This is a genomic window from Amnibacterium sp. CER49, from assembly GCF_029846255.1.
In the GTDB taxonomy this organism is placed as follows: domain Bacteria; phylum Actinomycetota; class Actinomycetes; order Actinomycetales; family Microbacteriaceae; genus Amnibacterium.
In genome coordinates this window covers 881,624-899,880 of record NZ_JARVWQ010000001.1, presented here as the reverse complement: position 1 = coordinate 899,880, position 18,257 = coordinate 881,624, and the positions used below count along the sequence as shown (strand labels likewise).

Annotated in this window: 12 protein-coding genes; 5 read left to right on the top strand and 7 right to left on the bottom strand. The window is 72.9% G+C overall.

Going from position 1 to position 18,257, the window contains the following annotated elements; genetic code table 11:
* Window positions 1-25: 25 nt before the first annotated feature.
* From QDR37_RS04225 to QDR37_RS04210, 4 genes are all read right to left on the bottom strand, one after another.
* The gene (locus QDR37_RS04225; protein ID WP_279712333.1) at window positions 26-2,062 is read right to left on the bottom strand and encodes a bifunctional aldolase/short-chain dehydrogenase; all 2,037 of its coding nucleotides are present in this window, start codon (window positions 2,060-2,062) and stop codon (window positions 26-28) included.
* A 128-nt stretch (window positions 2,063-2,190) separates the two neighbouring features.
* Window positions 2,191-3,357, bottom strand: a complete 1,167-nt coding sequence (gene rhaI / locus QDR37_RS04220) for an L-rhamnose isomerase (protein WP_279712332.1) — start codon at window positions 3,355-3,357, stop codon at window positions 2,191-2,193.
* A 76-nt stretch (window positions 3,358-3,433) separates the two neighbouring features.
* Window positions 3,434-3,787 (bottom strand): L-rhamnose mutarotase, encoded by a 354-nt coding sequence (locus tag QDR37_RS04215; protein WP_279712331.1) that lies wholly within the window; start codon window positions 3,785-3,787, stop codon window positions 3,434-3,436.
* Window positions 3,787-6,195, bottom strand: coding sequence for a glycoside hydrolase family 3 C-terminal domain-containing protein (locus tag QDR37_RS04210; protein ID WP_279712330.1), 2,409 nt, complete (start codon window positions 6,193-6,195; stop codon window positions 3,787-3,789). The genes QDR37_RS04215 and QDR37_RS04210 overlap by 1 nt, the downstream gene beginning before the upstream one ends.
* 146 nt (window positions 6,196-6,341) lie before the next feature.
* On the opposite strand from QDR37_RS04210, the gene QDR37_RS04205 reads away from it, so the two are divergent.
* On the top strand, window positions 6,342-7,334 hold the full coding sequence (locus QDR37_RS04205; protein ID WP_279712329.1) for a LacI family DNA-binding transcriptional regulator: 993 nt from the start codon (window positions 6,342-6,344) through the stop codon (window positions 7,332-7,334).
* A gap of 42 nt (window positions 7,335-7,376) precedes the next feature.
* Here QDR37_RS04205 and QDR37_RS04200 read toward each other — a convergent pair whose 3' ends face one another.
* The 3 genes from QDR37_RS04200 to QDR37_RS04190 are packed head-to-tail and all read right to left on the bottom strand — an operon-like array spanning window position 7,377 to window position 12,121.
* Window positions 7,377-8,450, bottom strand: a complete 1,074-nt coding sequence (locus QDR37_RS04200; protein ID WP_279712328.1) for a LacI family DNA-binding transcriptional regulator — start codon at window positions 8,448-8,450, stop codon at window positions 7,377-7,379.
* A gap of 54 nt (window positions 8,451-8,504) precedes the next feature.
* Window positions 8,505-11,306 (bottom strand): glycoside hydrolase family 78 protein, encoded by a 2,802-nt coding sequence (locus QDR37_RS04195; RefSeq protein ID WP_279712327.1) that lies wholly within the window; start codon window positions 11,304-11,306, stop codon window positions 8,505-8,507.
* Window positions 11,307-11,335: 29 nt separating this feature from the next.
* Window positions 11,336-12,121 (bottom strand): nucleotidyltransferase domain-containing protein, encoded by a 786-nt coding sequence (locus tag QDR37_RS04190; RefSeq protein WP_279712326.1) that lies wholly within the window; start codon window positions 12,119-12,121, stop codon window positions 11,336-11,338.
* Window positions 12,122-12,388: 267 nt separating this feature from the next.
* Here QDR37_RS04190 and QDR37_RS04185 point away from each other — a divergent pair, with 267 nt between their 5' ends.
* From QDR37_RS04185 to QDR37_RS04170, 4 genes are all read left to right on the top strand, one after another.
* Window positions 12,389-13,762, top strand: a complete 1,374-nt coding sequence (locus tag QDR37_RS04185; RefSeq protein WP_279712325.1) for an ABC transporter substrate-binding protein — start codon at window positions 12,389-12,391, stop codon at window positions 13,760-13,762.
* Between the two features lie 105 nt (window positions 13,763-13,867).
* A complete protein-coding gene (locus tag QDR37_RS04180) occupies window positions 13,868-14,803 on the top strand; it encodes a sugar ABC transporter permease (RefSeq protein WP_279712324.1) in 936 nt (311 codons plus the stop codon).
* Window positions 14,800-15,633: a carbohydrate ABC transporter permease gene (locus QDR37_RS04175; RefSeq protein ID WP_279712323.1), complete on the top strand. Its 834-nt coding sequence runs from the start codon at window positions 14,800-14,802 to the stop codon at window positions 15,631-15,633. Before QDR37_RS04180 ends, QDR37_RS04175 begins: the two co-directional genes overlap by 4 nt.
* Window positions 15,630-18,233, top strand: coding sequence for a glycoside hydrolase family 78 protein (locus QDR37_RS04170; protein ID WP_279712322.1), 2,604 nt, complete (start codon window positions 15,630-15,632; stop codon window positions 18,231-18,233). The genes QDR37_RS04175 and QDR37_RS04170 overlap by 4 nt, the downstream gene beginning before the upstream one ends.
* Window positions 18,234-18,257 lie beyond the last annotated feature (24 nt).

Here is an 18,257-nt window from a genome sequence, read left to right as displayed (position 1 = left end):
CCTACTCCTCGCAGCCGGGAGCCGGTCATCGGAGGAAGGCGGCCGCGACGCCCGCATCGACGGGGATGTGCAGCCCCGTGGTGTGGCTGAAGTCGGGGCCGGTGATCGCGGCCACCGCGTTCGCCACGTTCTCGGGCAGCACCTCGCGCTTCAGGATCGTGCGCTGCGCGTAGAACCTGCCGAGGTCCTCCTCGGGGATCCCGTAGGTCTTCGCGCGGTTCGCGCCCCAGCCGGAGGCGAAGATGCCGGAGCCGCGGACGACGCCGTCCGGGTTGATGCCGTTCACCTTCACGCCGTGCTCGCCGAGCTCGACCGCGAGCAGCCGCACCTGGTGCGCCTGGTCGGCCTTCGTCGCCGAGTAGGCGATGTTGTTCGGCCCGGCGAAGACGGAGTTCTTGCTCGAGACGTAGACGACGTCGCCGCCGAGCCCCTGCTCGATGAGGACGCGCGCCGCGGCCTTCGAGACGAGGAACGAGCCCTTCGCCATCACGTCGTGCTGCAGGTCCCAGTCGGCCTCCGTGGTCTCGAGCAGCGGCTTCGAGAGGGACAGGCCGGCGTTGTTCACGACGAGGTCGACGCCGCCGAAGGCGAGCACGGTCGCGTCGATCGCCGCCTGCACCTGCGCCTCGTCGGTGACGTTCGCGGCCACGCCGATGGCGACGTCGGTGCTGCCGAGCTCCGCGGCCGCCGCCTGCGCCTTCCCGAGGTCGAGGTCGGCGATGACGACGCAGGCGCCCTCGGCGGCGAGGCGGGTGGCGATCGCCTTGCCGATGCCGCTCGCGGCACCCGTGACGAGGGCGATGCGGGTGGCGTGGCTCTTCGGTCTCGGCATGCGCTGGAGCTTCGCCTCCTCGAGCGCCCAGTACTCGATGCGGAACTTCTCCGACTCCGGGATCGGGGCGTAGGTCGAGACGGCCTCGGCGCCCCGCATCACGTTGATCGCGTTCACGTAGAACTCGCCGGCGACGCGGGCGGTCTGCTTGTCGGCGCCGTAGCTGAACATGCCGACGCCGGGCACGAGCACGATCGCGGGATCGGCGCCCCGGATCGCGGGGGAGTCCGCCGTCGCATGACGGTCGTAGTACGCCTGGTAGTCGGCGCGGTACTGCTCGTGCAGCTCCGCGAGCCGCGCGAGCTGCTCCTCGACGGTCGCCTTCGCGGGCAGGTCGAGCACGAGCGGCTTCACCTTCGTGCGGAGGAAGTGGTCGGGGCAGCTCGTGCCGAGCGCGGCGAGCCGCGGGTGCTCGGCGCGGGCGAGGAAGTCGAGCACGACCTCGCTGTCGGTGAAGTGCCCGACCTGCGGGCGGTCCGTCGAGGCGAGGCCGCGGATGGTGGGCGCCAGCGCGACCGCGCGAGCGCGGCGCTCCGCCTCCGGCAGCGGCTCGTAGCCGGGCAGCGCCGCGCCGAAGGGCTCCGGCTCGCCGTGCTCCTCGAGGTACGCCTCCGCGGTGCGGATGATCTCGAGGCTGTTCGCCTCGGCCTCCTCGCTCGTGCCACCCCACGCGGTGATGCCGTGACCGCCGAGGATCGTGCCGATCGCCTGCGGGTTCGCGTCCTTGATCGCCGCGATGTCGAGGCCGAGCTGGAACCCCGGCCGCCGCCACGGCACCCACACGACACGGTCGCCGAAGATCTCCTTCGTGAGCCGCTCGCCGTCGGCCGCGGTCGCGATCGCGATGCCGGAGTCGGGATGCAGGTGGTCGACGTGCGCCGCCTCGACGAGCCCGTGCATGGCCGTGTCGATCGACGGCGCCGCGCCGCCCTTGCCGAACAGCGTGAAGTCGAACGCCGCGACCATCTCGTCCTCGCGCTCGACCCCCGGGTAGACGTCGACGAGGGAGCGGAGCCGGTCGAGGCGGAGCACGGCGAGCCCGGGCTCCGTCAACGTGCCGAGGTCGCCGCCCGAGCCCTTCACCCAGAGCAGCTCGACCGGCTCGCCCGAGACGGGGTCGGTCTCGGTGCCCTTGGCGGAGGTGTTGCCGCCGGCGTAGTTCGTGTTCTTCGGATCGGCGCCCAGCCGGTTCGACCGGGCGATCAGGGCGGCGGCGGTGGCGTTGGTCATGGCGTCTCCTCTGGGCACGCCGGTCCTCGCCCGGCGCGCGTCGTGGGAGGTCCGTCCGGCCGATCACATCGGCCGGACTCCCGTTCCCCGGTTCGGATGGGCATCGTGCGTCGGTCGGGGGAGGAGCTTCAGGCTCCCCAGCCCGCCTGGGCGCCGCCGACGCGGTCGGCCTCGATGCGCTCCTGGTAGCCGGACTCCGCGTACGCCCGCATCGGGTCGGCCGGCAGGCCGCGCGAGGCGCGCCACGCGGCGAGATCGGGCCGCACGTCGCGGTAGAAGGCGTCCATGAGGATCCCGTTCGCGCCGAGCACGTCACCCGCCCGCTGCGCGACGTCGAGCGCTTCGCGGTCGAGCAGCAGCGCCCGAGCGGTCATCTCCTGCACGTTCAGCACGCTGCGGATCTGGCCCGGGATCTTCTTCTCGATGTTGTGGCACTGGTCGAGCATGAACGCCACGTCGCTGCCCTCGCCGTACCCGCCGCCTCGGACCACCTCGACGAGGATGCGGAACAGCTGGAACGGGTCGGCCGCCCCGACGATGAGGTCGTCGTCGGCGTAGAAGCGCGAGTTGAAGTCGAAGCTGCCGAGCTTCTTCAGGCGCAGCAGCTGCATGACGATGAACTCGATGTTCGTGCCGGGCGCGTGATGGCCGGTGTCGAGGCAGACCATCGCGCGGTCGCCGAGCGCCGCGACCTGCGCGTACGAGGTGCCCCAGTCGGGCACGTCGGTGGAGTAGAACGCGGGCTCGAAGAACTTGTACTCGAGCACGAGGCGCTGCCCCTCGCCGATCGCGGCGTAGATCTCCTGGAGCGACTCGGTCAGGCGGTCCTGGCGGGAGCGCAGGTCGTCCTGACCGGGGTAGTTCGTGCCGTCGGCGAGCCAGATCTTCAGGTCCTTGCTGCCGGTCTCGCCCATGATCTCGATGCAGCGCAGGTGGTGGTCGACGGCCTTCCGGCGCACGGCGTCGTCGCGCGAGGCGAGGCTGCCGAGCTTGTAGGCCTCGTCCTGGAACGTGTTCGAGTTGATGGTGCCGAGAGCGACGCCGAGGTCCTCCGCATGGCGGCGGAGCGCGGCGAAGTCGTCCACCTCGTCCCAGGGAATGTGCAGGGCGACGGTCGGCGCGAGCCCCGTGAGCTCGTGCACCTTCGCCGCGTCGGCGATCTTCTCGAACGGATCGCGCGGGACGCCGGCCTGCGGGAAGACCCGGAACCGGGTGCCGGAGTTGCCGAACGCCCACGAGGGGAGCTCGATCGCCTGCTGCTCGAGCAGGGGCGTGATGTCAGCGAAGGACGGCATCGTCGTTCAGCCTTTCCTGCGGCGTCCGCGCCGCTTGAATCGTTTCAAGCAAGAGTAGGGAGAGAAGGGCTCGGGGTCAATCACCGGGAGCATCGAGTCGGGCGAGCTGGTCCTCGAGCGAGAAGACCTCGCGGAGGCGTGGCGCGCCCTGGTCGGGACGGGCGCCGGGCAGCGCGACGAAGAGCTCCGCCGACTCCGCCTCCCAGCGCGCAGTGTCGGGGTCCTCGGCGAGCCGCCGCGCAGACGCCGCGTCGTCGTCGGTCTCGTAGTAGCCGATGAGCAGCCCGTCGTCGCGGAGGAACAGCGAGTAGTTCCGGCGACCCGAGCGCTCGATCGCCCGCAGCATCTCCGGCCGGACGGCGCGGTGCCGGTCGATGTACTCGGCGATGCGTTCGGGCTTCACCTGCAGCTGGAAGCAGAGGCGCTCCATCACTCGCCCCCTGCTCCGGCTGCGGGAACCGCGAACGGCGCCTCGAGGCGGACGTCGCGCGACGACACCCCGATGAACGCGACGTGCTCGCCGGGGACGAGACGGCGACGTCCGCTCCCGTCGGCGCGGGCGAGGTCGTCGAGCGGGACGCGCAGCTCGACGCGGCGCTCCTCCCCGGGCTCGAGCCGCACCGCCGCGAAGGCCTGCAGCTGCCGCGGCGGCTGGTCGGCCTCGGGCGGGAAGGCGACGTAGACCTGCGGCACGGCCTTGCCGCGCCGGTCCCCGACGTTCCGGACCGTGACCGCGACGACGACATCGTCGGCGCCCACCGCGGCGCGCGCGTCGGTGAGATCGAACGTCGTGTAACCGAGTCCGTGCCCGAACGGGAAGGCCGGATCCTCGCCCCGGGCGTCGTACCAGCGGTACCCGACGAGCAGGCCCTCGGTGTGCTCGACCGAGCCGTCGGCGCCCGGGTACTGCACCGGGGTCTCGATCGGGGTGCGGTCCTCGGCCGCGGGCCAGGTCGTGACGAGCCGGCCGCCGGGCTCGGCGTCGCCCGTCACCACCGCGGTCAGGGCCGGGGCGAAGCGCTCGCCCGGGAACCAGGCGTGCAGCAGCGCTGCCGGCGGGGCGCCGTCCGGCAGCACGACCGGCCCGGCGCCGAGGGTGACGAGGACGGTCCGCGGGTTCGCCGCGACGACCGCCGCGAGCAGGTCCTCCTGCGACCCGGGCAACCGCAGGCCGTCGGTGTCCATGCCCTCTCCCGAGACGCGGCCGGCGAGCACGACCGCGACGTCCGCGTCGGCGGCGAGCCGCGCGGCGTTCGCGACCCGGTCGTCGGGCTCGCTCCAGCCGAGGCGCAGGTGCGGCCGGATCGGGGAGTGCGGGATCGGGATGCTGATGGCGACGCCGCTCGTGTACTCGACCCGGACGTCGGCCGCGCGGCCCGCCTCGAGGTCGACGGTCGCGAAGAGCGGCAGCAGGGGGCCGACGACGAACGGGGACGCCTCCCGGAAGCCGGAGGCGACCGGGTGGCCGTCGACGAGCAGCACGGCCTCGCCGGCGAGCTCGAGGGCGAGCACGTGACGGCCGCTGCGGGTGGGGACGATGCGCGTCTCGAGCAGGGCCGACCAGGCCGCGGGCGGCCCGTCGGGCGCCTCGACCTCGGCGGACGTCGGCGCGAGCTCGCGTTCCGCGCCGTCGGCGGTGCGGAGGGTGACGCGGATGCCGTGCTCGGTGCGGTCGGCGGGCAGGGGTGGCAGCGGCGCGACGCCGGGTACGCCGGGTGCGCTCGTCACCGTCAGCCGGGCCGCGAGGGTCTCCTCGAGCCCGGGGACGCGGTCCGACGGCGGGACGACCGCGGCGGAGCCGCCGATCACGAGGAGCGCGCCGGCGGTCTCGGGCGCGATCAGCGCCACGCGGGTGCCGTCGGCGAGCGGCAGCAGGTCGCCCTCGTTCCTCAGCAGCACCATGCCCTCGGTCTCGATCCGCTCGGCGAGCGCGAGCGCCTCGGCGCCTCCGAGCGCGCCGGGATCCTCGCGGGGGGCGCGCAGGCCGATGGCCTCGGCCGCCGTGAGCACGTGCAGCACCGCCGCGTCGCGGCGTGCCCGGTCGGCTCCGAGGTGCTCCGGCGTCCGGCCGGCGGCGCCGTCGAGCCCCGGCAGGTCGAGGCCGGCGGCCAGCGCGGCGGCGGGGTCGCGGACGGCGAAGAGGAAGTCCGGGATCGTGACGCCGCGCCATCCCCAGCGCTCCCGGGGCAGGGCGAGCAGGTCGGGGGACTGGCAGACGTACTCGCCGTTCAGCCGGTTGTACGAACCCATGAGCGCCGCGGCACCGTGCCGGACCACCCGGCGGAACGGCTCGAGGTAGAGATCGGCGAGCGTGCGCGGGTCGACCCGCACGTCCATCGCCGGTCCGCGCTGCGGGAAGCCCGATCCGGTGCGCAGCCATTCGAAGCCGTTCGCGACGTAGTGCTTCACGACCGCGAGCACGCCTGCCGCCTGCAGGGACTCGACGATCTGCCCCCCGATCTCTCCGGCGAGCACGGGGTCCTCGCCCAGGTTCTCGCCGGCGCGCCCGGACTGCGGCACACGCGCGAGGTCGAGTGCGGGGCCCAGCAGCGCGTTCCGGCCGGCCGCGAGCACCTCGGCGGCGAGGACCCGGCCGTAGTCCCCGGCGAGGTCGCGGTCGAACGTCGCGGCGAGCGCGAGCGCGGAGGGGAAGGCGGTCGCCCCCGGCACCTCGCGGGCGCCGTTCGGGCCGTCGACGTAGACGAAGGGGACGAAGCCCGGCTCACCCACCCGATCGAACGCGGCGAGCGCGATCGCGTCCCGGTCGGCCTCGGGCAGCGCCGCGAGCCTGACCTCGGCCCGGTGCAGCGCGACGTCCCAGTCGATCGGTCCGTGCATCCTCGCGCCCCCGTTCTGAAACGCTTCAACCGTAGCGGTGGCGGGCTCCGGCATCGAGGGGTTCCGTTGCGTGGGCTTCGCATCGGAGGATGCCCGAGACGGCAGACTGAGCCGGACGAGGCCGGCGGAGCAGGGCGGAGCGGGACATGGCGGTGAGCGTGCGCGACGTCGCGGAGCAGGCGGGCGTCTCCGTCGGCACCGTCTCGAACGTGCTCAACAACCCGGAGAAGGTCGCCGCGGCGACCGCCGAGCGCGTGATCGCCGCGATCGAGGCGCTCGGCTTCGTGCGCAACGACGCGGCTCGGCAGCTCCGCGCCGGAGCGAGCCGGAGCATCGGGCTCGTCGTGCTCGACGTCGGCAACCCGTTCTTCACCGATGTCGCGCGCGGCGTCGAGGAGCGGGCCGCGGAGGAGGGGCTCGTGGTCCTGCTCGCGAACAGCGACGAGCGGCGGGACCGCGAGGCAGCGCACCTCGACCTGTTCGAGGAGCAGCGCGTGCGCGGCCTGCTCATCACCCCGGTCGGCGAGGTGGGGGAGCGCCTGCACCGGCTGCGCGCGCGGGGCATCCCGACGGTGCTCGTCGACCGACTGGCCGGTGAGGGGTTCTCCTCCGTGTCGGTCGACGACGTGGCCGGCGGGCGGCTGGCGGCGCAGCACCTGCTGGACACCGGGCGGCGACGGCTGGGCTTCGTGGGCGGCCCGCTCGAGCTCGGCCAGGTGCGCGATCGCCTCCGGGGTGCCCGCGAGGCCGTCGCCGAGGTGCCCGACGCGCGACTCGACGTGCTCGAGACGCCCGGGCTGTCGATGACGGAGGGCGTCTCAGCCGGCCGCCGGGTGCTCGAGCAGGAGCCGCGGTGCGACGCGGTGCTCGCCGCGAACGACGTGGTCGCCCTCGGCGTGCTGCAGGGGCTGCTGCTCGGCGGGGTCCGGGTGCCGCACGACGTCGCGCTCGTCGGCTACGACGACATCGACTTCGCGGCCGCAGCGGCGGTGCCCATCACCTCGATCCGGCAGCCGCGGGAGCGGATGGGCGCCGAGGCGCTCGGGCTGCTGCTCGCCGAGCTCGACGGCGACGAGCGGCACCGGCAGATCGTGTTCCAGCCGGAGCTCGTGGTCCGGGAGTCGACGGCCGCCCGCTGACGCGCCCGTCCCCGTTCACGGATCCGGAGCGGTCCGGGAGCGTCAGGTGGCGGGCGGCCGCCAGCGCTCCTCCATGGCGGCGCGGCCGATCGTGCTCTCCCGCGCCACGACGTGCGGCTGCAGCACGACGGTGCGGTGGGCGTGCGCGTCGCCCTCGTGCGCCAGCTCCTCGAGCAGCAGTCGGACGCCCTCCTCGCCCATCTCCTCGCCCTGCATGGAGACCGAGGTGAGCGGGATCGCGCCGCCCCACGCGGCGGAGTTGTGGTCGCAGCCGAGCACGGCGACGTCGCCCGGCACGCCGAGTCCGGCCGCGATGAGCGTGCTGATCGTGCCCATGCCGAGCATGTCCGTCACCGCGAGCACGGCGTCGGGCCGCCGGCCCGCCGGGGAGTCGGCGACGTAGCGGCCCGCGACCGCGCCGCCGCCGGCCTCGATGTCCTCGACCTCGAGCTGCTCGAGCCGCACGTCGGGGTGCTCGGCCACGGCCCGGAGCACGCCCCGCCGCCGCAGCGTCGTCGGCTGGTAGTCGTAGCGGCCGCCCACCCAGAGGATGCGCCGCCGCCCGAGCTCGATGAGGTGCGTCGCCGCGAGGTAGCCGACCTGCTCGTTGTCGATGAGCACGGTGCACACGTCGTGCTCGGCGGAGACGTAGTTGAGCAGGACCACCGGCACGCCCCGTCGGCGCACCTGCTCGATCTCGACCCGGGACTCCTGCATCGGCGCGAGCAGCAGCCCCGTCACGCGCGCGCCGGTGAGGAACTCGACGTGCTCGTCCTGGAGCAGGATGTCGCTGTCCGCGCTCGCGAGCTGCAGCCGGAAGCCACGCTCCTTCGCCGCCCGCTGCGCGCCGCTCGCGAGATCGACGAACAGCGAGTTGCGGAAGGTCGGCACGACGGCGCCGAAGGTGCTCGTGCGACCGGACGCCAGGGCGCTCGCCATCGTGTTGCGCGAGAAGCCGAGCTCCGCGATCGCGGCGGCCACGCGGCTGCGCGTCGAGGTCGTCACCTTCTCGGGGTGGTTCAGCACGTTCGACACGGTGCCGATCGAGACCCCGGCGCGGGCCGCGACGTCCTGCAGCGTCGGCGTCCCGCCGCGGGGGAGGTCGTCGCCGGGCACGGCGGTGGACTCTACCCGGCGGGGAGGGACGCCGGTGCGTCCCTCCCCGTGCGGTCACCGCCTCGCGGGGGAGCGCTCCTCGTTCAGCCGCGCGAGCGCCTCGTCGACCGCCGAGCGCGTGCCCGCGGGCACGAAGCGCAGCGCCTCGCCGACGGACCGACCCGGCGTCCAGCGCGTGCGCCGGCGGAAGTCGCTCGCGAGCTTCTCGTCACGCGACTGCAGCGCGGCGACGATGGCGTCGTACGCCTCGCGGTCGTCGATGACCTCGGCGAGCGACGTGCTGTCGTCGACGGCACCGCGTTCAGCGCTGCGGACCGGGAGCGTGACGCTCCAGCGGTGCGTGCCGGAGCCGACCCGTTGCGCGGCCGCGCCGTCGGGCAGCAGCACCTCGGCGGTGGTGTTCGCCGGCACCGTCGCCTCGATCTCGACGGTGTCGCCCTCGCGGTGCCACGCGACGCGGGCGAGCCCGTACGGCGTCTCGTGCGACGCCTCGGCCGAGGTGAGCGCGCCGAGCGGCCGCGGGGCGATGCGGAGCGTGCGGTAGCCGGGCTCGGCCGGGGCGAGGCCCGCGACGGTCCGGTGCAGCCAGTCCGCGACGGCGCCGAAGGCGTAGTGGTTGAACGACGTCATCTCGCCGGGGTTGATGCTGCCGTCCTCGAGCATGCTGTCCCAGCGCTCCCAGATGGTGGTCGCCCCCATTCGCACCGAGTAGAGCCACGACGGGTTGTCGGTCTGCAGGAGCAGCCGCTCGGCGGCGTCGAGGTGCCCGGTCTCGGTGAGCGCGTCGAGGATGAGCGGCGTGCCGACGAAGCCGGTGCCGATGCGGTAGCCGTTGGCGCGGACGAGGGCGGCGAGCCGGTCGCCCATCGCCTGGCGCTGCTCCGGGCCGGTGTTCAGACCGAACATGATCCCGAGCGCGTACCCGGTCTGCGCGTCCGACATCATCCGGCCGGAGTCGGCGACGAACTCGGCGAGGAACGCCGCCCTGATCCGCTCGGCCAGCGCGCCGTAGCGCTCCGCCTCGTCGTGCCGGCCGAGCAGCTCGGCGGCCCGTGCGACGAAGGAGGTCGAGCGGAACAGGTAGGCGCTCGCCACGATGTCGGCGTCGGTGCGCGCCTCGAACGGGTTCTCGGGAGGCGCCGTGGGGTCGAGCCAGTCGCCGAACTGGAACGAGTCCTCCCAGAGCAGCCGGTCGCCGGCCCGCTCGAGCAGGGCGTCGGCCCATGCCCGCATGCTGCCGAGCTGCTGCTCGAGCGCGCCGACGTCGCCGAACCGCTCGTGCAGCACCGTCGGGACGACGGTCGCGGCATCGCCCCAGGCCGCCGCGGGTGCCGGCTCGCCGAGCACCATCGGCACGACGAACGGCACGACGCCGTCGGCGTGCTGCTGCTCGAGGGCGAGGTCCTGCAGCCAGGAGGTGAGGAAGCCGTCGCTGTCGAAGAGGAACGAGGCGGTGGGGGAGAACACCTGGATGTCGCCGGTCCAGCCGAGCCGCTCGTCGCGCTGCGGGCAGTCGGTGGGCACCGACAGGAAGTTGCCGCGCATGCCCCAGACGACGTTCTCGTGCAGGCGGTTCAGCAGCGGCTCCGAGCTCTCGAACCACCCGGTGCGGCGCAGGTCGCTGTGCAGCACGACCGCGGTGACGTCCTCCGGCCGGACGTCGAGACCGGTGAGCTGGGCGTAGCGGAAGCCGTGGAAGGTGAACCGCGGCTCCCAGACCTCCTCGCCGTCGCCCTTCAGCACGTACCGGTCGGTCGCCTCGGCGGCGCGGAGCGGCCGGCGGCCGAGCTCCCCGTGCTCGAGCACCTCCGCGTGCTGCAGCACGACCTCGGTGCCCGCCGTCCCGCGGACGCGGATGCGCAGTCGGCCGACGAGGTTCTGGCCGAAGTCGAGGATCGTGCCGCCGCTCGCCGCGACGACCGTGTCCTGCACCGGCAGCTCCTGCGTCGCGCGCACCGGCGGCGCGACGCGGGCCTGCGGGACCGGGAACCCCTCGGCGACGCGCACGCCGGACCAGGCGCCGTCGTCGAAGCCGGGCGTCGACCAGCCGGGCTGCTCGAGCCGCGCGTCGTAGGTCTCACCGGCGTAGATGCCGCTCGCCGTGATCGGGCCCCCGCCGGTCGCCCGCCAGTCCGGCCCGGTCGTGATCGTGCGGGAGGAGCCGTCCTCGAGCTCCAGGACGAGCTGGAGGGCGACCGCGGGCTGCGGACCGTAGAAGGGCTTCGCGAAGCCGCGGAAGCCGAACCGCTCGGTCCACCAGGCGCCCGCGAGCGTCACGCCGATCGCGTTGCGGCCAGGGGCCACGAGCGCCGTGACGTCGGTGGTCTCGTGGATCAGGCGCCACTGGTACGAGGTCCACCCCGGCTTCAGCACCTGGTCGTCGACCTCCTGCCCGTTGACCTCGACCTGGTAGGCGCCGTGCGCGGTGGCGTAGAGCGTGGCCCGGGCGACCCTTCCCTCGACGTCGAACTCGGTGCGGAGCAGCGCCGGCTGCGCGTCGCGCGGGGGGTCCGCGAGCCCCACCAGCGGCGCCGTCCACTCGCCGTCGCCGAGGAACGCGGCGACGACCGTCGTGGGCTCGCTCCACTCGGAGGTGGCACCGTCGTCGCCGGTGACCCGCACGCGCAGCGTGTGCGCCTCGCGCGGCGCGAGCGGTGCGAACGGCCAGGCGACCAGCACCGAGTCCCGGCCCTCGACGGTGGCGGTGGCGGCACCGTCGAGCTCGAGCTCGGCGCGCGCCTGCAGCCAGCCCTCGCCGTCGGACTCGGTGGTCCAGCTGAGGCGCGGGTTCGGGACGGCGACGTCGGTGCTGTCGGTGCGCAGCTCGGCGCGGACCTGGCGGACGCGGACGGTCATCAGGGCTCCTCACAAGGGGTCGGACGAGGTCAGGAGTACTCGGGCGGCGGCACGCGGGTGCGCCACGCCAGCTCGTTGTCGAGCACGAAGCGGGACAGGCTCGCGTCGCGGGGGAGCGGCCAGTCGGCGGCGCCCTCCAGCAGGCCGAGCACCCGGCGGCCGGCCTCGACCGAGGGGCGCTGCACGACCTCGAGCAGCGCCTCGTCGAAGCCGGTGGGCTTGCGTGGCAGGGCCCGGACCGCCGCCGCGAGGTACTTCGGGCCCGCGAAGCGCACGTGGTTCAGGGCGAGCATCGCCCGCGCGGCCGAGGTCGCGAGGTGCACCGCGGCATGGGCGGCGAGCAGCGGGTCGCCGCGCTCGACGCCCTGCACGAGGAAGTACCCGCCGTGGAGGCGCGCCTGCGCCACGAACGACGCGGCGCGCTCGTCCCACTGCGCCTGGGGCACCTCGGCGACGCGCGCCACGAGGCCGGGGAGCCCGCCGATGCGGTCGAGCACCACGCGGGCGCCGGCGAAGCCGTCGCGCAGCGGGTCGTCCCCCCGCTCGGCGGCCTCCTCGAGGTACCGCGGGCTCGCGAGCTTGACGTCGATGTAGCCGTGCTCGTACGCCACGTCGTCGGTCTCGACGTACGCGAGGCGGCCGGCGTCGAGCGCGGCGGCGAAGCGCTCGTCCGTCACGACGAGGATCACGTCGACGTCGGAGTCCGGTCGCTCGGCCCCGCGGGCGAGCGACCCCGTGAGGATCACGCCCAGCACGCCGTCGTCCTCGCGCTGGCGCGTGGCGTAGCGCTGCAGGGCGTCGTCGTGGTGCCGCACCGAGAGTCCTCCCGCGCCCCGCGAGGGGCGCCGGCGACGGAGCGTCCGGCCGGCGCGGGCGGAGCGTGGCCGTCACTCTACGCACGATCGGGCCGCGCTGTGAATCGTTCCAACGCGAACTTCGGACCGGGGTCCGAAACTTTCCGGCCGTTATCCAGTCGTTACCTGTGCCGCGTTGACGCGCCTCCCGCTCTGGTTCATCCTTTCGGCTTGAAGCGTTTCAAAAGCGCTGCCGGGACGTTCCGGCCACTTACGAGGAGGTAAGCGATGGTCTTCCGCGGAACCGCGGCGAGGACGGCGGTGGCCCTGGGCGGCACCGCCCTGCTCGTCGCCTCACTCGCCGGCTGCTCCGGTGGACTCGGTGGCTCGTCCGCCGGTGGCGGCGGCAGCACCAGCGACACGAGCTCGGGCAAGCTCACGAGCAACGTGACGATCAAGCTGCTCGCGGGCGGCAACGACCCGGTGTCGATCGCGACCGCGAAGCAGTACGCGGCCGGCTTCCACAAGGCCGAACCGAAGGTCACGGTGACGGTCGACACGCGCCCGGGCGGCACCGACGGCGACAACCTGATCAAGACCCGCCTCTCGACCGGCGAGATGGACGACGTCTTCCTCTACAACTCCGGCTCGCTGTTCCAGGCGCTGCACCCGGACCAGACGCTGCAGCCGCTCACGAACGAGCCCTGGGTGAAGAACATCACCAAGGACTTCAAGGCCACGGTGAGCACGAGCAAGGGGACCTACGGCGCCCCGGCGGGCACGACCTTCGCCGGCGGCATCATGTACAACAAGAAGGTCTACGAGAAGCTCCACCTGTCGATCCCGACGAGCTGGGACGAGTTCATCGCCAACAGCAAGAAGATCAAGGCCGCGGGCATCACGCCGGTGCTGCAGACCTACGGCGACACGTGGACCAGCCAGCTGTTCGTGCTCGGCAGCTACGCGAACATCAGCGCGAGCGACCCGCAGTGGGCGACCAAGTACACCGACAACGACCCGAGCGCGAAGTACTCGAAGATGCCCGCGCTCGAGGGCTTCGAGCACACGGCGCAGATCCACCAGCTCGGCCTCGCGAACAAGGACTACGCGTCGCTCACGAACGTGAACGGCCTGAAGGAGCTCGCCGAGGGCAAGGCCGCGCAGTACCCGATGATCGCGGTGGTCATCGGCAACGTGCTGCAGAGCGACCCGAGCAAGGTGAACGACATCGGCGTCTTCCCGATCCCGGCCGACAACGCCTCGGACACCCACCTCACCATCTGGGAGCCGGGCGGCGCCTACATCCCGAAGACGACCACCGGGCAGAAGCTCATCGCGGCGAAGAAGTTCGTCGCCTGGCTGAACTCGCCCGCCGGCTGCGACATCCAGAACAAGACCGGCCTGCCGTCCGGCCCGTACGCGATCAGCCAGTGCAAGGTGCCGAGCACCGCTCCGGCCCTCGTGGCGGACACCCAGAAGTACATCGACCAGGGCAAGTCGGGCGTCGCGCTCGAGTTCCTCTCGCCGATCAAGGGCCCGAACCTCGAGAAGATCCTCATCCAGGTCGGCTCGGGCATCTCGTCGGCGGCGCAGGGCGCGAAGCTCTACGACGACGACGTGAAGAAGCAGGCGCAGCAGCTGGGCCTCAAGGCCTGGGGCTGATCGGGGCTCCGGCTCCGATCCACGGGGGCCGGCGACCATCCAGTCGCCGGCCCCTTCCTCGAAGCACGACACTGGGGAGAGGGTCCGCTCGATGAGGAGTGCAGCATGACGACCGCCACCACGACGTCCGCGCTGAAGCCGGCCGCCGCGCTCACGAAGAACGGCGGCGCCCCTGCCCGCCGCAAGATCAAGTCCTTCTACCCGTCGTGGTTCTACATCCCGGCGATCGCGCTCTACGTCGTGTTCTTCGCGGTGCCGACCTTCGCGTCGTTCTACTTCGCGCTCACGAGGTGGACGCTGTTCGACAACACGTTCATCGGCTTCGGCAACTTCGTCGAGTTCTTCCAGGACCCGCAGCTGATCTCGGGCTTCATCCACACCTTCGAGTACGGCTTCGCCACGAGCGCCGCGAAGGTCGTCATCGGGTTCCTGCTCGCGCTGCTGCTCACCGGTCCCGTCATCGCGCGCGGCTACCTGCGAGCGGTCATCTTCTTCCCGGTGCTCGTCTCGACGATCGGCGTCGGCATCGTCTTCAAGAACCTGCTCGACCCGTTCCACGGCATGGTGAACGGCATCCTCGGCGCCGTCGGGCTGCCGCAGCCGGGCTGGTTCACGGACCCGAAGCTCGCGCTCTGGTCGATCGCCGCGGTCGACATCTGGAAGGGCGTCGGCATCGCCACCCTGATCTTCATGGCCGGCATCGTCGCCATCCCGCAGGAGTACTTCGAGGCAGCGCGCATGGACGGCGCGGGCAGCTGGAAGATCCTCCGCACGATCACGCTGCCGCTGTCGCGCCCCGCGATGGCGACCGTCATCATCCTGTCGCTCATCGGCGGCCTGCGGTCGTTCGACCTCATCTGGGCGACGACGGGCGGCGGCCCCGGCTTCACGAGCGACGTGATCGCCTCCGTGATCTACAAGGAGTACCAGGCCGGGTTCTACGGGCTGTCGACGGCCGGCAACGTGGTGCTGTTCCTCGTGGTGACGGTGATCATGGTGCCGATCTCGTACTTCCTGAACCGCAAGGAGGTCGAGCTGTGAAGGCGCAGCGCACCCGGGCGTGGATCACGGGGGTCATCGCCGTCGTCGTCTCGGTGGTCGTCTTCCTGGTGCCGTTCGTCTACGTCGTCCTGCAGGCGGCGAAGGATCCGGCCGACGCGCAGACGCTCGCCTTCTCGTGGCCGAAGCAGTTCCTCTTCTTCCAGAACCTCGGCGACGTGCTCACCTACAACGACGGCATCATCTTCCGCGCGTTCGTGAACAGCACGATCCTCACGGTGTTCAGCGTCGCGGTCACGACGGTGTTCGCCGCGATGGTCGGCTACGTGCTGCAGCGCAAGCCGAGCCGCTGGAACCCGGTGATCAACTTCTTCGTGCTCGCGGGCCTCATCGTGCCCCCCGCGGTCGTGCCGACGATCTGGGTGCTGCAGGGGCTCGGGCTCTACAAGACCATGCTCGGGATGATCCTCATCGAGGCCACCTTCGGGCTCTCGTTCAACATCCTGCTGTTCCGGGCGTTCGTCGCGACGATCCCGAAGGAGCTCGACGAGGCCGCCGTCATCGACGGCTCCGGGCCGATCCGGATGTTCTTCCGGGTGATCCTGCCGCTGCTGCGACCGGTGCTCGTCACCGTGATCGTGGTGCAGGCCGTCGTGGTCTTCAACGACTTCGCCGGACCGCTCTACTTCCTGCCCGGCGACGAGAACGCGACCGTGCAGCTGACGCTGTACCAGTTCCAGGGGCAGAGCCAGAGCTTCTACAACCTGCTCTTCATGGACATCCTGCTGATCACGATCCCGCCGCTCGTCATGTTCATCTTCTTCAACCGCCAGATCGTCGCCGGCTTGACCAGCGGCGCGGTGAAGGGGTGACGGCGCGCGTCGTCGCGCTCCGAGCCGAGTACCGGGCCGATGCGCTCGGGCTCGGTTCGGCGCGCCCCCGGCTGTCCTGGCGGCTCGAGGGTGTCGCGCCGGGCGTCGACCAGGCGGCGGCGGAGCTCGAGCTCACCGACGACGAAGGCAGGGTGCAGCGCGCCGAGTCGCCGACGCCCGACCGGGTGCTCGTCGACTGGCCGTTCGCGCCGCTCGTCTCCCGGCAGGCCGTCGCGGTCCGCATCCGTGCGCGCCTCGACGACGGCACCACGACCGGCTGGAGCGAGCCGCTCGCCGTCGAGGCGGGCCTGCTCGCCCCGACCGACTGGACCGAGCCGTTCGTCTCGCCGTCGCCCGCCGCGTCCCGGTCGGGGGTGCGTCCCGGGTTCCTGCTGCGCGCCGCGGTCCCGCTCGACGGCGAGGTGCGGCGGGCCCGGATCCGTGCCACCGCCCACGGTGTCTTCACGCTCGCGCTGAACGGCGAGCCCGTGGCCGACTCGGTGCTCGACCCCGCATGGACCAGCTACCGGTCGCGCATCCGCGCGCAGACCTACGACGTCACCGACCGCCTGCGGCGGGGCGAGAACGTGCTCGCCGCGCAGGTCGCGGACGGCTGGTACCGCGGCCACATCGGCTTCGACGGCGGCCTCTGGGACGTCTACGGACCCGACGTGGCGCTGCTCGCGCAGCTCGAGATCACCCGGCCCGACGGTCGTGTCGAGGTCGTGCCGCTCGGCGACCGCTGGCGCTCGAGCGCCGGCCCCGTCACCGCCGCCGGCCTCTACGAGGGGGAGAGCTTCGACGCCCGGCTGCTGCCCGCGGGCTGGGACGCCCCCGGCTTCGACGACACCGGCTGGGAGCGTCCCGCGCTGCTCCCGTCGTCGGACTTCCCTGCGGTGCTCGAGCCTGCGCTCGACCCGCCGATCCGCGTCGTCGGCGAGCTCGCGCCCGTCGCCGTCGAGCGGCGCCCGAACGGCCGCATCCGGCTCGACTTCGGCCAGAACATCGCCGGACGCCTGCGCGTCGAGGTCGAGGGGCCCCGCGGGCACGCGGTGCGGCTGCACCACGCCGAGGTGCTCGAGCACGACGAGCTCGGCACCCGGCCGCTCCGCGCCGCGACCGCCGTCGACACCTACGTGCTCGCGGGAACGGGCCGCGAGCGCTGGGCGCCCGCCTTCACGATCCACGGGTTCCGCTACGCCGAGCTCGAGGACTGGCCCGGGGGGCTCGCCGACGGCGACGTCGTCGCGCAGGTGATCTCGTCGGACCTGCGACCCACCGGTGGCTTCGCGGCGAGCGACCCGCTGCTCACCCGCCTGCACGAGAACGTCGTCTGGAGCATGCGCGGCAACTTCGTCGGGCTGCCCACCGACTGCCCGAACCGCGACGAGCGACTCGGCTGGACGGGCGACATCCAGATCTTCGCGCCGACGGCCGCCTTCCTCTTCGACAGCGCCGGCACGCTGGTCAGCTGGCTGCGCGACCTCGCCGCCGAGCAGCGCTCCGACGGCGCGGTGCCCGACTACGTGCCGTGGCTGCCGCTCGGCTTCTCGCACGGCTTCGAGTCGGCCGCGTGGGGTGACGCCGCCGTCGTCGTGCCATGGACGCTCTACGAGCGTTTCGGCGACGCCGGCGTGCTCGGCGCGCAGTGGCCGAGCATGCGCGCCTGGGTCGAGCACTGCGCCGCGCTCGCCGGGCCGGACGGCCTGATCCGCACCGGCACGCAGCTCGGCGACTGGCTCGACCCGACCGCGCCGCCCGACCGGCCCGCCGAGGCGCGGACCGACAAGTACCTCGTCGCGAACGCCTACCTCGTGCACTCCGCTCGACTCGTCGCGCGGGCAGCAGCCGTGCTCGGCCGTCCGGACGACGAGGTCCGCTTCACCGGGCTCGCCGACCGCACCCTCGCAGCGTTCCTCGCGGCGTACCGCGGCGGCAACGACTTCGGGCCGCTCGGCACCGCTACCGGCCTCTCGCTCGCGATCGGCTTCGACCTGCTGCCGGACGAGGCGGACCGCGTCGCGGCCGGCGCCCGGCTCGCCGAGCTCGCGGCGGAGGGCGGCTACCGCATCCAGACGGGCTTCGTCGGCACGCCGTTGATCCTCGACGCGCTCGCGGCGACCGGGCAGATCGACGCCGCCTACCGCCTGCTGCTCGAGCGCGGCTGCCCGTCGTGGCTCTACCAGGTCGTGATGGGCGCGACGACGACCTGGGAGCGCTGGGACAGCATGCTGCCCGACGGCAGCATCAACCCGGGCGGGATGACGTCGTTCAACCACTACGCCTTCGGCGCTGTCGCCGACTTCCTCCACCGCCGCGTCGCGGGCCTCGCGCCCGCCGCGCCCGGCTACCGCGAGCTGCTCGTCGCGCCGCAGCCGGGTCCGCTCGAGTCGGCGTCCGCCGCGCTCGAGACGCCGTACGGACCGGCGAGCGTCGCCTGGCGGCGGAACGGCGACGACTTCCTGCTCGACGTCGTCGTGCCGACGGGCACGACCGCGACGGTCGTGCTGCCCGACGCCGCGGGCACCCGATCGGTCGTCGGCGCCGGCGCCCACCGCTTCGCCACGACGCTGTCGGAGCCCGCCGGCGTGCCCGCCTGATCCGCCGTTCCCCTCGACCTCCGG